Source organism: Bilophila sp., assembly GCF_057864385.1.
Window position 1 is genome coordinate 24,626 of record NZ_DBMAFI010000007.1, and the last position, 13,358, is coordinate 37,983.

Sequence of the window (13,358 nt, forward strand, 5' to 3'; positions counted from 1 at the left end):
TGAATCCCACTTCCCGGAAAGTATGCCTCCCAACCATCGCGTGGCGAGCTTTTCCTTGAAGAGCGGCTTCGCCTGATCTATGTTCCGAATACCGCCTGAGCCACCGGATCGGGGAAGGCCGGGCGTTCATGAACCATTCATATTTCTGGAGAGCGATATGTCCCTTATGGAAGCGCCGGAGCGCAACCTTGCCTTTGATCTTGTCCGTGTCACCGAAGCCGCCGCCCTTGCGTCCGCGCGCTGGCTCGGACGCGGCGACAAAAACGCCGGAGACGGCGCCGCCGTGGACGCCATGCGCCTGTCCTTCAATTCCCTGCCCATTGCGGGCAAAGTCGTCATCGGAGAAGGCGAAAAGGACGAAGCGCCCATGCTCTACAACGGCGAAATCATCGGCATGGGCAATGGGCCTTCCCTTGACATCGCCGTGGATCCCGTCGAGGGAACCAACCTGCTCGCTTATGGGCGTCCCAACGCCATTGCCGTCGTCGGGGCCGCTCCGGGAGGCAGCATGTACAACCCCGGCCCCAGCTTCTACATGCAAAAGCTGGTTGTCGGCCAAGCCGCCCGTGACGTCATCGATCTGGATGCGCCGGTCCATGTCAACCTCCGCCTCATTGCCAAAGCGCTGGGCAAGGATACCAACGACCTTGTCGTCTTCGTTCTCGATAAGCCCCGCCACCAGAAGCTTATTCAGGAAATCCGGGCCGTAGGCGCACGCATCCAGCTGCATACCGACGGCGATGTCGCCGGTGCCCTGATGGCCGTGGATCAGCGTTCCGAGGTCGATGTCATGATGGGAACCGGCGGCACGCCTGAAGGCGTACTGGCGGCCTGCGCCATCAAAGGCGCGGGTGGCGCCATGCTTGCCCGCCTCGATCCCCAGTCCGAAGCGGAAAAAGCCGCTATTCAGGAAGCGGGCATCGACCTTGCCCAAGTCCTTGATGCCGATACTTTGGTGCAGGGAGATGACGTCTTCTTTGCGGCCACGGGTATTTCCGGCGGCACGTTCCTGCGCGGCGTCCAGTTCTCCGGGCAGGGAGCCGTTACGCATTCCATGATTATCCGCAGCAAAACCGGAACGATGCGCTATATCGAATCGCATCACAACTGGAACAAGCTCATGCAGATCAGCTCCATCAAATACGATTAGTATACTATACGCCGGGACAAAGGGGCACTATCCTTTTGTCCCGGCGCAGTATGGACGCCGCCCCATCCCTTCAACAAGAGACGTGATACATGGCCCTTTTTTTCCGCTTCGGCCTTGCCTGTTTGCTGCTCCTGCTGACAGTATTCCCCACTTCGGCGGAAACGCTGTACAATCAGCCTCCGTTTTCCGAAAAGGAACTCAACCAGTTTATCGCCGATCTTCCCCGTTTCCGTGCATGGATCAAAACCAATAAGGAAAAGGCCCACCCGATCGTCAATGAAGCGGGCGAACCCGATTTCCTTTATTCCGAGAACGCCGCCGGGCATATCAAGGCTGCGGGCTGGAAACCGGAACGCTTTTTCTGCATTATGGGGCGGGCCGCCGCCGCTGTCGCCATCATCCAGCAAGGGGACGCCATCACAAAGGAGCCCCCCGTTGAAATGCCCAATGTGAGCGACGACGAACTCGACATTGTCCGGCGCAATCTTCCCGGCCTGCTCAAGGCCATCAGCCCGGCCCCAACCCCCAAAAAGTAGAGGTCAATATGTCCACTGTTCCCACCGCCGTTCTTTTCCCCGGTCAAGGTTCCCAAGAGCCCGGCATGGGCCGCGATGTTGCCGAAGCATCGAAAGAAGCCATGGAGCTCTGGAAAAAAGCTGAACAGATCAGCGGCTTTCCCCTGCGCGCCGTCTACTGGGAAAGCGACGATGCGGCGCTTATGGCCGATACCAAGCACCTCCAGCCCGCGCTGACGGTCGTCAATGTGACGCTGTGGCAGGCGCTTTCCAGAAAGCTGTCTCCCGCCTGCGCCGCCGGCCATAGCCTCGGCGAATACAGCGCGCTGGCTGCCGCCGGAGCCCTTTCCCTCGAATCGACCCTTGAATTGGTAAGCCTGCGCGGGAAGCTGATGGCGGACGCCGATCCTGACGGCAAGGGCGGCATGGCGGCAATCCTCAAGCTCAACCGCGAAGCCGTGAGCGAAATCGCCAAGGCCGCTGCGGAAGCCACGGGAGAAATCCTCATTGTGGCCAACCACAACACCCCGGCCCAATTCGTTATCAGCGGGAACAAAGCGGCGGTGGAGGCGGCCCTCCCGCTTGTTAAGGAAAAGAAAGGCCGGGCGGTTCCCCTTCCCGTCAGCGGGGCATTCCACAGCCCGCTGATGGATACGGCCGCACAGGAACTCGCCAAGGCGCTCAACAAGATGACGTGGGCCAAGCCGCGCTTCCCCATTTACAGCAATGTAACCGGTAAGGCGGTGACGGATGGAGAAAGCCTGCGCGAACTCGCCGCCGTCCAGATGATTTCTTCGGTTCTGTGGATCGATACGATCGCCAACCAGTGGCACGACGGCATCCGTTCATGGGTTGAAGTGGGCCCGAAGGGAACCCTCTCCCGTATGGTCAAACCGATCCTCGACGCCGTTCCGGTGGAGGAAGAAGTTGCTGTTACGGCTGTTGGCTCTCTGGAAGCCGTAAACGCTTTCGCCTAATCCCTCCGCTCAGTTGAAGCAATCCACATAAAGATGTGGGGAGGACGTTGAAAAACGCCCTCCCCTCTCTTTTTATCGGATCAATCTCTTTACCGGGTCAGCTTGCGGAACTTCAAGCGGTGCGGCTGATCCGCATCCTTACCGAGGCGCTTCTTGCGATCTTCTTCGTATTCCGAATAGTTCCCGTCAAAAAAGACAACCGACGAATCGCCTTCAAACGCCATAATGTGCGTAGCGATGCGGTCGAGGAACCACCGGTCGTGGCTGACGACCAATACGCAGCCCGCGAAATTTTCAAGGCCGTCTTCAAGGGCACGCATGGTGTTCACGTCGATATCGTTGGTCGGTTCGTCAAGCAGGATGACGTTGGCGCCGGACTTGAGCATCCGGGCAGTATGCACGCGATTCCGCTCGCCACCGGAAAGAACGTCGACCTTCTTCTGCTGATCGGATCCGGTAAAGTTGAAACGGGAACAATAGGCGCGGGCATTGATTTCCCGGTTGCCGAGCTTGATCGTCTCGGCACCGTCGCTGATCAGCTCATATACGGTCTTACCCGGCGTCAGGGATTCACGCTGCTGATCCACATACGCAAACTGGACGGTGTCGCCGATGGTCAGCGTACCCGCATCGGGCTTTTCCTGTCCCACAAGCATCTTGAAAAGTGTCGTCTTACCCGCACCGTTCGGGCCGATGATGCCCACGATAGCACCCGCCGGAATGATGAAATTCACATTTTCCATCAATTCCTTGTCACCAAGGGCCTTGCAGACGCCCACGGCTTCGATGACCTTTTTGCCCAAACGAGGCCCGGCAGGAATATAGATTTCCAGTTCGGGGGCCCGCTTTTCGCTCTCGTGGCTCAGCATGGCCTCATAGGCGTTGATGCGCGCCTTGCCCTTGGCATGACGGCCTTTCGGGGACATGCGAATCCATTCCAGCTCACGCTTGAGGGTCTTGCGGCGCTCATCCTCAGCCTTGTCTTCCTGAGCGAGGCGCTTTTCTTTCTGCTCCAGCCAAGAGGAATAATTGCCCTTCCACGGAATGCCGCGGCCGCGATCCAGTTCGAGGATCCACCCGGCGACGTTGTCGAGGAAGTAGCGGTCGTGGGTTACGGCAATGACCGTACCGGGGAAATTCTGAAGATACCGTTCCAGCCACGCCACGGACTCGGCGTCCAAATGGTTGGTGGGTTCGTCGAGCAGAAGGATGTCGGGGTTCTGCAACAGCAGGCGGCACAACGCCACACGGCGCTTTTCACCGCCGGAGATGACGGAAACGGGCGTGTCACCCGGAGGGCACCGCAAGGCATCCATCGCCATCTCAAGCTTGGAGTCAAGATCCCATGCACCCTTCGCGTCCATGAGTTCCTGTACCTGCCCTTGGCGTTCGATGAGCTTATCCATTTCCTCCGGCTCCATAGGCTCGGCGAATTTGGCATTGATCTCCTCGAACTCCTTGACCAAATTAACAAGCTCCTGCGCCCCTTCCTCAACGACTTCGCGGACGGTTCGCGTTTCGTTGACCAGCGGTTCCTGCTCCAAATAGCCGATGGTATAGCCGGGAGCCAGCACGGTCTTCCCTTCAAAGGCTTGATCCACGCCTGCGAGGATCTTCAACAGGGAGGATTTGCCCGATCCGTTCAGGCCGAGAACACCGATCTTCGCGCCATAAAAATAGGAAAGGGAAATATCTTTCAACACTTCACGCTGCCCATGACGCTTGGACACGCGGATCATGGAATAAATAATCTTGTCAGGTTCGTTGCTCATGAAATCTCCTTACAAAAAATGGCCCTGCCGCTGGACGCTCCACTTCAACGGCAGAGTCTGGATGAACCCATGCCATGTTGTGCAATCACAGATGTCCGATTGTCTTTTGCCCTATTTTGCTTCACTATGCAACCATTGGGGAATACGCCATTTGCACTTTCCTGTGCTTTCCTACAATATGCCTTCTGGGTTAGCCAAACAGTCAGTCGAACTTCGCCAAGGCGACTTTGACGGCTTCCTCAGACAGTGGGCCGTCTTATTGCTCGACATGATTGAAAAGGCTACGGGTAAGACCATCTCCAGACGCGATAGCGACGAAACAGTGATGGCATTCGGAGCAACGCTCTCGTTTACATGGGGGATATTGATGCGTTTTCTTGTACCCTGCCTCGTTATCGTACTTCTGTTTTCCCTGTCGCCCATGCAGGCAGAGGGAGCATCGGACGCCACGGCAACCGTCCGGGAGGCTATCAGCGACCTTCTGGATGACTTCGATGATTTCAAAGACTCTGATGTATTTCGGCAATGCATATACGGGTGCGGCAGTAAAAATCCGGGCAGCGAATGGCGCAACAGGCTCACAACGCTCCAGCGTCAGGCCATGCGGCGTAAGGATGTCCCGACCTACCTTAAGGATGCCATCGGTGAACTGTGGCAGATGGGCCGGAGCTATGCACGAGGCAATATCCGTAAAGCAGCCGAACTGCGCCAGCGCGTTGAGGCTGTACTGGAAGACTAAAGATGATGAAAACAAAATGCAAATAAAAGAAAGAAAAAGGATGTGCCTCTTTCTGGCACTGATTATCGTACTTTGTATGGGCTCACCGGCCTATGCCGAAACGCCCACCGCTGAAGCCCAAAAGAAAGTTGCCGCCTATCTCACACTCCTTGACGATATGTGCTTTACCAACCCCTTTTTGTCTGATGGCTTTACTCAAGACCCGGGAAAGAGTTGGAAAGAGGGCCTGGAAAAACTTGAAGCAGAGCTAAACGCCAACCCGGAAGTGGCACCTGCCGTCAGGGACACCCCTCGGCTCCTTATCCATCTTGGTTTTCAGACGTTTTATGCAAGGCACTGTCTTGCCGACAGCAACCGGGACAGAAAAAACGTGCTTGACAGGCTCGGCGAATACGCCGAAGGCATTTAATAAAAGAAGGCTCTGTTATAGTATGTGGTTGTTTCATCTCCACAGTGTGGTGAAAATACAGCCTTTTTTCCAGTTTTCCCCTTGGCGGGATCCACGGCTAAGGCATTTTGCCGGTTATCCCTTTGTAGTTTCAAGGAATAAAGCATCAACCATTTTCTTTAACACAGCCTAAAAGAAAGCTTTGTGGGATTTTTGGGCTTTTGTTCATTCCCGCTTCTGCCACTAACCTCAGAAGCATATTTGATTTTTGAGGAGCAGAGGCCGTACTGCGTTTTGGCATCTGCCTCAGCTTCTTCCTTCCGCTATAGAAGGCTGGAAACGCTTATGCCTAACATGCGAATGTCGCACGAGCACTCTGCCTGTAGCCGTCAGCGCGGCTGTGCAACCGTATTAGCCCTATCTATCGGTACCTACCTTGATCTTATCAACGCTCCGCTTTGACCATACAAACGACAGCCGGTTCTCCCGATACTCCCATTGCCCTTTCTCCAACTCCGAAGCGTTGGGCAGTAAGGCCATATCGTTATTGAAGTGCTGGCGTCGCCCATCGGCGCAGCGTCGTTGTGGTGCGGTCATGTATATCCGACCAGTACCGTGCTAAGCCATGCGCGGGACGGAAACGGAAGCGTAACGGCTACGATCAAAAACCTATGTACATTGCATCGACACCTTTTATTTGACCCGGCTTACCCCCAATCAGCTTGACATATTCAAGTTTTTAGTTATAGCTAAAAAGAATCAATCCCTTTAAAATAGGAGAGCAACCATGAAGCGTCTATTCGCGTTGGCCCTTGCCGCTACCCTTGCTGCTCCCACCATAGCCGTAGCAGGTTTTCAGGGGCCGAGTTCCGCTCAAGGGGGAGGTTTCCAAGGCCCCACTACCGGCATTGAGGCCGATACTGTAGCCAAAGCTCAAAAAAGCTGGGACGATGCCCGTGTCGTGCTCACCGGGAACATCACTCAACGGGTTGCCGGCAGCGACGACAAATACATCTTCAAGGACGCCACGGGCGAAATGATTGTGGAGATCGATTTCGAGCTGTTCGCAGGCCGAACCGTTACTCCCCAGAACAAAGTACGTCTCTCCGGCAAAGTGGACAAGGACTTTATGGAATCCCCCAAGGTTGACGTAAAGGTTCTTGAAATCCTGTAACGGAAGATCCCAAAACAGCCTCTTAGGGTACATTGTCGTTCTGAAGCGAAATGGAGGGGAAGGAAAAGCCTTCCCCTCTTTTTCTCAGGTAAAAAGAGGGTTAACCACCAAAGAAAAAATGCCAAGTTGACAGTTAAAGCGGCATTTACGCGTATGAGTATGTTCTCTTTTGAAACAATACCGCTAATATTTATATAACTATATAGTTATATAAATATATTTTAACCTATTACAGACAGAAATTTTTTATCCAGTGGACAAAGCCCCAGCCGGATACGGACTCGCCATCTCATTCCCATCTTCTGTTCTGACCACTTCATTTTGGGCTCTTGCGTATAGCCACGAAACGCGTTAGGAGGAACCTTCTTTTAACAACAGCGTGGCGAAAGGACTGTTATGAGCAGCACACCAGACGAAATCACTATTGAATACGAAGAGTCCGGGCAGATCATCATCAAGGAGCTGGACAAGGTCATCCTCTCCAAAGGGGCATGGACAACTATTCTTTTCCGCTATCAGGAATTCGACGCGGAAACGGGTGGATACGGCCCGGACAAATATGCTATCCGCCGTTATCAGAAGTCGGGGGGCGAGTACCGTCAAAAATCCAAATTCAACATCTCCAGCGCGGAACAGGCTCGCAAGATTGTGGACGCCCTCTCCGGCTGGCTTGCGGACGCTTGATGCACATCTTTGCCAAAATGCTTTCCGCCGTCCTTGTGGCGGCTTTTTTCGTTTTCCAGACAACCTTCTCCCATGCGGAAGGCCTGTTTTCAGCCACCGTGACGCAGTGTACGGACGGGGACACGCTTGTGCTTGATACGGGGCAGCGCGTCCGCCTTGCCGGAGTCGATACGCCTGAAAAAGGTTCCAAGGACACTCCGCCCCAATATTATGCCCGCGAGGCGGCGCGCTTTACCTGCGAACGGACAAGGAAGCAGCGGGTTAAGGTTATCCCGCTTTCCGGGCCGTCCCGCGACAGGTATCAAAGGCTCGTCGCTGAAATCATCCTTCCCGACGGGCGTTCCCTCAATGAACAGCTTCTTCTGCACGGTATGGCCTCTTTTTATGCGCATAAGAACCTCCCCAGCCAACTGGTGCGCCGCCTGACCGCAGCCCAAAAGGAGGCGCTGGACAAGCGTACCGGCTGTTGGGCGTTCGTCCTGGCCCGCCCTCAGGCTCAGCAACCCTACATAGGCAATAAGAACAGCAAACGCTTCTTCTCCCAACCATGCCTGCGGACGATTACTCTTTCAAAAAAAAATCAAGTCCGCTTTTCAGATCTTGAAGAGGCTTTCAGGGCTGGCTATGCACCGGCAAGACAATGCGGTATCTGGCCATCCGCGGAGTAAGGGGCTTTCCTGCACGCCGCCAAAAGGATACTCTGCCTTCATGAATACAGAAACGTGGAGGCAAAGATGTGGAACGCCGAAACAGCCCGATTCCTACATGACTGGTATGCAACGCCTGAGGGAACCTATGCCATCGCTCAGGAAAACCGCCTTTTTCAACACTTGATCTCTCAGTGGCCCCGGCGCGGGCATACGCTTCTGGACATAGGATGTGGTGCAGGTATCTTTTTGGAAATGCTCTGGCACTATGGATTTGATGTCACGGGCTTTGATACAAGCACCGAACTGCTCGACATGGCGAGGGAACGGCTGGGAAACCGGGCTGAATTCCAACTGGGGCACCCGGAACATCTTCCTTTTGATGATGAAGAGTTTGATTACGTAGCTCTGCTTACCGTATTGGAATATATGGACAACCCGGAAGACGTGCTGCGCGAAGCCATCAGAGTTTCCCATCGCGGCGTCATCATCGGTTTTATGAACAGTTTCTCGCTCTACCAGATACAAAGGCGCTTGTACCGCCCGACCCTTGAGTTCCGGCACAGACGCCATAACCTGAACTTCTGGTCGCTGGCCCGTATGGTCAGGCGGATCTGCCCTAAAGCAGCCCTATCCCCCCGCTCCGTATTGCTTGGCCCGCCAATCACATGGAAGAAAGAAGGTTTTTGGGGGAAACTCAACAGCCTCCAAACGCCGCTTCCCATCGGGGGCTATCTCGGCATTTGCATCGACACCATGCCGCGTGTCCCTCTGACGCCTTTATTCCTTCGCGCCAAAGAGAAAGCATTCAAAGTTTATGCGGGACTCCAGCCCGAGGCCAACCGTGAAGGGGCACCATCCCGGCCTTGATGAATGTCTCCACTCTTGGAGTACTCCAAGAAACGGTTGTACCCTTTAGCCGCCCCCTTTTTGGGAGGCATGGCTCAGGCAAAGGACGGGAATTCTCCCGTCCTTTCCATTACCCACACGGCAATAGTGCCCCTGCCATCCACAGCCGCCGTAGGCGAACACCTTCTCCCGGCCCAGCCAACCATCGAAACGCTCCCGCGGCGCATATCTCCTTACAATGCCGATCCCGGTATCCGGCAGTATCCTACCCTTGAGAGAAGCGCACACGAAAACGGTTTCCGCCTTCCCAGTGCTCATGCATCACTTTCCAGCCCAAACGTTCACAGCCCCGTAGCACAAGCGAGAGCCCCAGCCCGCTGCCGGGGCTTTTGCTGGTTCCGCGCACGCCCCGTTCAAACATGCGTGCGCGCACATCAGGATCGATGACGGGGGCGGTATCCGTCAGAAGCATTTCCTCCGTGCACAACTCCAACAGAATGCGGCCCTGTTCGGTATAGCGACATGCGTTGTCGAGCAGATTGTGCAAAACCATAGCAGCCAGCTCAGGGCTTCCCAAAACCGTCAGACGATCGGGCAACAGACTGGAAAAGGTGACAGGCCTCCCACGCAATCGTTCCCGAATCTCCGCCTCTTCCTGCCTTGCCAGCGCACAAAGATCGAAAGGCCGGAACTCCAACTGCTCCGGTTTACGCGCGAGAAGCAGCATTGTACCAACCATCGCCGTCATGGACTCGACTGTGCGCTGCATTCTGACCACAATCGGAAGCAGTTTGCCATCTCCGCTCAAGCGGCTTTCCAAAATCTCCACCCCGCCCTGCAATACGGTCAGCGGAGTGCGCAACTCATGGCTGACGTCCCCAGTAAATAGCTGTTCCCGGTTTAAAAACTCCCTTAAGGCCTGCTCCCTTCCTGCGAACGCCCGCGCCAGATCTCCGACCTCATCATCCCGACAACACAACGGCGTGTCATCCAGTGCTTCGCCCCGGTTGACCCTGCCGGTCAGCTCGACAAGCGGTGAAACCAGCCGACGGCTCAACCAGTAGGCCAGCAACCCTGCACCGATCAGGCTCCCCACGACACATGCCAGCGCAATGTCGGCCATCACTTCTTCCAGATCGTCAAGATCCTTGATCTTGCCGACAATGGCGTATTCTTGCCCCTCTTTGTTCCTGAATGTCATGGCATAGCGATCCCGCTTGATGCGCACAAGCTCACGCACTTTGGAACGCTCCGGACGCAAATCATCAGGAATAGCTTCCCCGACGTACCATCTTACCTTCAGCTCCTTTGCGAGCACCTTACTGTCTACGGAAAGCCTTTCCCCCTTGCGGAGCGCATCCCCTTCCTCTGCGGCTATGAGCAGACGCATGATCGGTTCCATATGCCAGCGAATGACATGGGTAATCGCATAATCATATGAAAGATAGGCGGTTAGGCTGAATATACCTCCGGTTACCAAAGTCAAGATGAGGAACGCTTCCGCGATACGCCTGCTGAGTGACCGAGCCCTGACACGCCGCACCGCCCGATCGCGCAACGCCGTCAGCGGACGGGAAAAGGCTATTGCCCGCCGCAAGGCGCCGCAGCCGGAACGGAACCCAGTAAGAAGCAAAGGGATTTTATTCATGCCGAACCAATGTATAGCCTACATGAGGGATAGTCTTAAGGAGCGGACAGGTAAACGGTTTATCCAGCTTTTGCCGCAATTCATGGATATGGGTACGTAAGGCATCGCTGTCCGGCGGAGAATCCCCCCAGATGGCTTGTTCAAGTTCCGCTCTGGGGACGACGGTTGGAGCGGCCCGCAACAATGTCTCCAAAATGACGAACCCCGTGGGGCTCAAGCGCAGGGGAACCCCGCTCCGGGTTGCGCTGTGGGCCGCGGGATCGAGCTCAATATCTTCCCAGCGTAAAACGCTGCGGGTTTGCCGCCCCTGCGCACGGCGCACCAGCGCACGCAGCCGGGCGTCCAACTCTTTCATCGAAAACGGCTTGACCAGATAGTCATCAGCTCCGCAATCAAGGCCCGTCACGCGATCCGCAACTGTATCACGGGCCGTCAGCATAAGGATAGGGGTCGGATCGGTATGGTCTTCCCGTAACGCTCGGCATACCGCCAACCCATCCATCCCCGGAAGCATGATGTCCAAGACGATGACGTCAAAGGTACCCGCTACCGCCATTTCCAATCCGATATGGCCATTGGCGGAACAATCGAGCTCATAGCCGAGAGGCTCAAGGAATGCGTATAAATTTGCGGTAATATCTTGGTTGTCTTCAATAATCAGTGCACGTATCCGACCTGCTTCCATACGCCCCTCCACTTCCCTCAAACAGCTTTCCGGCAATGCCCATAAATAAAAGGCGAGCACAGAGGATTTCCGTGCCCGCCTCCCAAACGAACTACTTCACGATTTCAAGGTACCGTACGTCCACTTCATTGGCGCGCCCCTGCTTCTTGTGATCCACCTCGCCCGTCAGCCTCACCCGCGTCTCCGGCGTTACCCTATTGGAACCAAAGATCCGCTGGCCGATTTCTACCGTTACCTGTCCAGAACCATCTTGGAATACATACTTATTTTTGCTGAGACGTTCCAGAATGTTGCCTTCCAGCGTGCAGGTGGTATCATCAAGAGCATTTTGTACCTGCGCCGCTTTCGTAATGGTCTGAGGGCCGGGACCGGCAAACCCGCCAGTACTGGCATTAGGCCCCTCAAAACCCGCAAAAGCGGGAACAGCCAAAGCCAAAGAAAGCAGCAAAACCATGATGTAACGCATACGGACACTCCTTTATTGGGGTTCTCATTCATTGATGTGGCCATCATGCTATACCGGGTGTGAAGAGAATGTTAAGAACGAAAAAATTCCCTCAATCGGCCTCCCTTACCCTTTGCATCCCCACCACCATGAAGTGTCCTTTCTTACCAATGTATTCGTAAGGCTCTGTCATAGCATGTGATTGTTTCATCTCCACAGTATGCTGAAAATGCAGCCCTTTTGTCCAGTTTTCCCTTGCCGGAATCCGCGGCTAGGCGCTTTGTTGATTATTCCTTTGGAACTTCAAGGAAAAAACAACAACCCTTTTCTACGGCACAGCCATTCGCAATAAAAAACGGAATGGCCCAAATGTATTTTTTGCGGCCCCGGCGCGCTACCAGCCATCAGCGGTATCCCCTGAGGGACTCCGGCCCCGTTGAAGGCAACCCCTTGTTTTCCACCCGATACTATTGCACACTTTATACTCTGGAGGTGCAGCCATGACCAAGCACGATAGCCCTGTTTCATCCGGTAAGCAGCCTCTGTTCGCCCCCTTCGCTGTTCCAAAGATCGGAAATATAACTACGGCATGGCACGAAATACTGCATCTTGGCACCAAACTCCACCACTCCGCCGGAAGCATCGTCAAAGTTGAGGGCGAAACCTGCTTTGATCTCTTCTACATCGAGGAAGGGAAAGTCCATGTAGTTTTCGACACGATCGACGGCAGGGTGCGCTCGGTCGTTTCCTTTGAAGCGGGAAGCATCTTCAACCTCGCCCCCGCAGCCACCCGGCGTGAGGCATCCGGCCAGTACCAGTGTATGACCGACGCCGTGATCTGGCAAATTCCGGGAAAAGTGCTGCACGATCCCTCTTTTGCCGCCCAGTATCCCAACCTCATGCTTTCCGTCATCGAGCTGCTCGGCACACTAGTCCTCACCTACCACACTTACCTCACTGACATGCTTATGGATGATTTCGTCATCCGTTTCAGCCGCTTTCTCATTTCTCTCAGCCTTGAGCGGGGGTCTGACAACTTCCCCCTCGGCATGACGCAGGAACAGCTCGCTTCCGTATTCGGCGTCCATCGCGCTACGCTGGCACGAGCAATCCAGTACCTAAAACAGGAAGCCATCATTGCCTGCTTTACCTGCCGCCATGTGGAAATCATTGATATGGAACGGCTGCGCCATATGGCGCACCTGTAAAACCGTTATTTGTGAAAAAATATTTATTTAGTTTATTCTTATTTTAATAAAATTATTTCAATATAATATAAAAAATAAAAAAGCTCGTCATTCTTCATGACGGGCTTTTTTTGCGTTTTGTCGCATATGCGATAGCCATATCCGCCCATATTGTGAAAGAAGGAACACGTAAAGGTATCTCATGATGCCCCGGCTTCGGAAAACACTGTTTGCTCAGGAGGAAACGAATATGCCCCCAGTCATCGACAGGAACAAATGCATTGGTTGCGGCGTGTGTGCGGACGTGTGCCCTCTCCAGGTTTTTCGCCACCAGCCCAAGAAGGACAAAATTCCTGAAGTGCGCCGCCCTTATGAATGCTGGCACTGTAACGCCTGTGTTCTTGATTGCCGGGCCAAGGCGATTGAGCTCCGGCTTCCGCTAACGCATATGCTGCTCTATGTGGATTCTGATTCCCTCAAACCCAAAGAATAACGCAG

15 protein-coding genes are annotated in these 13,358 nt (G+C 54.6%); 11 read left to right on the plus strand and 4 right to left on the minus strand.

Annotated features, from left to right (window positions below):
• The first annotated feature begins 166 nt into the window (after positions 1–166).
• From glpX to fabD, 3 genes are all read left to right on the plus strand, one after another.
• Positions 167–1,150: a class II fructose-bisphosphatase gene (gene glpX / locus ACZM8Y_RS03520; protein WP_482333082.1), complete on the plus strand. Its 984-nt coding sequence runs from the start codon at positions 167–169 to the stop codon at positions 1,148–1,150.
• An 89-nt stretch (positions 1,151–1,239) separates the two neighbouring features.
• The gene (locus ACZM8Y_RS03525) at positions 1,240–1,686 is read left to right on the plus strand and encodes a hypothetical protein (RefSeq protein WP_308771054.1); all 447 of its coding nucleotides are present in this window, start codon (positions 1,240–1,242) and stop codon (positions 1,684–1,686) included.
• Between the two features lie 8 nt (positions 1,687–1,694).
• Complete coding sequence (gene fabD / locus ACZM8Y_RS03530) at positions 1,695–2,642, plus strand: ACP S-malonyltransferase (protein ID WP_482333073.1); 948 nt, start codon at positions 1,695–1,697, stop codon at positions 2,640–2,642.
• Between the two features lie 89 nt (positions 2,643–2,731).
• Here fabD and ettA read toward each other — a convergent pair whose 3' ends face one another.
• Positions 2,732–4,414 carry an energy-dependent translational throttle protein EttA gene (gene ettA / locus ACZM8Y_RS03535; protein ID WP_302552594.1) on the minus strand — a complete coding sequence of 561 codons (1,683 nt, stop codon included), beginning with the start codon at positions 4,412–4,414 and terminating at the stop codon, positions 2,732–2,734.
• Between the two features lie 178 nt (positions 4,415–4,592).
• Here ettA and ACZM8Y_RS03540 point away from each other — a divergent pair, with 178 nt between their 5' ends.
• The 6 genes from ACZM8Y_RS03540 to ACZM8Y_RS03565 all read left to right on the plus strand — a co-directional run bounded on the left by ACZM8Y_RS03540 (position 4,593) and on the right by ACZM8Y_RS03565 (position 8,916).
• On the plus strand, positions 4,593–5,153 hold the full coding sequence (locus ACZM8Y_RS03540; RefSeq protein WP_483971752.1) for a hypothetical protein: 561 nt from the start codon (positions 4,593–4,595) through the stop codon (positions 5,151–5,153).
• 16 nt (positions 5,154–5,169) lie between these two features.
• Positions 5,170–5,562, plus strand: a complete 393-nt coding sequence (locus ACZM8Y_RS03545; protein WP_479859107.1) for a hypothetical protein — start codon at positions 5,170–5,172, stop codon at positions 5,560–5,562.
• A gap of 766 nt (positions 5,563–6,328) precedes the next feature.
• Positions 6,329–6,715, plus strand: coding sequence for a YgiW/YdeI family stress tolerance OB fold protein (locus tag ACZM8Y_RS03550; RefSeq protein ID WP_302552591.1), 387 nt, complete (start codon positions 6,329–6,331; stop codon positions 6,713–6,715).
• A 396-nt stretch (positions 6,716–7,111) separates the two neighbouring features.
• Positions 7,112–7,399 (plus strand): hypothetical protein, encoded by a 288-nt coding sequence (locus tag ACZM8Y_RS03555; protein WP_302552590.1) that lies wholly within the window; start codon positions 7,112–7,114, stop codon positions 7,397–7,399.
• Entirely contained in the window at positions 7,399–8,067 is a 669-nt protein-coding gene (locus ACZM8Y_RS03560; protein ID WP_482333065.1) for a thermonuclease family protein, read from the plus strand. Before ACZM8Y_RS03555 ends, ACZM8Y_RS03560 begins: the two co-directional genes overlap by 1 nt.
• Before the next feature lie 66 nt (positions 8,068–8,133).
• On the plus strand, positions 8,134–8,916 hold the full coding sequence (locus tag ACZM8Y_RS03565; protein ID WP_308771061.1) for a class I SAM-dependent methyltransferase: 783 nt from the start codon (positions 8,134–8,136) through the stop codon (positions 8,914–8,916).
• Between the two features lie 244 nt (positions 8,917–9,160).
• Here ACZM8Y_RS03565 and ACZM8Y_RS03570 read toward each other — a convergent pair whose 3' ends face one another.
• The 3 genes from ACZM8Y_RS03570 to ACZM8Y_RS03580 all read right to left on the minus strand — a co-directional run bounded on the left by ACZM8Y_RS03570 (position 9,161) and on the right by ACZM8Y_RS03580 (position 11,694).
• Positions 9,161–10,285 (minus strand): sensor histidine kinase, encoded by a 1,125-nt coding sequence (locus ACZM8Y_RS03570; RefSeq protein WP_482333062.1) that lies wholly within the window; start codon positions 10,283–10,285, stop codon positions 9,161–9,163.
• A gap of 250 nt (positions 10,286–10,535) precedes the next feature.
• A complete protein-coding gene (locus tag ACZM8Y_RS03575; protein ID WP_482333059.1) occupies positions 10,536–11,228 on the minus strand; it encodes a response regulator transcription factor in 693 nt (230 codons plus the stop codon).
• Positions 11,229–11,319: 91 nt separating this feature from the next.
• Positions 11,320–11,694, minus strand: a complete 375-nt coding sequence (locus ACZM8Y_RS03580) for a YgiW/YdeI family stress tolerance OB fold protein (protein ID WP_302552585.1) — start codon at positions 11,692–11,694, stop codon at positions 11,320–11,322.
• A 479-nt stretch (positions 11,695–12,173) separates the two neighbouring features.
• Between ACZM8Y_RS03580 and ACZM8Y_RS03585 the strand changes: the two genes are divergently transcribed.
• Together ACZM8Y_RS03585 and ACZM8Y_RS03590 are read left to right on the plus strand one after the other, a co-directional pair.
• Complete coding sequence (locus ACZM8Y_RS03585) at positions 12,174–12,881, plus strand: Crp/Fnr family transcriptional regulator (protein ID WP_302552584.1); 708 nt, start codon at positions 12,174–12,176, stop codon at positions 12,879–12,881.
• Between the two features lie 229 nt (positions 12,882–13,110).
• Complete coding sequence (locus ACZM8Y_RS03590) at positions 13,111–13,353, plus strand: 4Fe-4S dicluster domain-containing protein (protein ID WP_302552583.1); 243 nt, start codon at positions 13,111–13,113, stop codon at positions 13,351–13,353.
• Positions 13,354–13,358 lie beyond the last annotated feature (5 nt).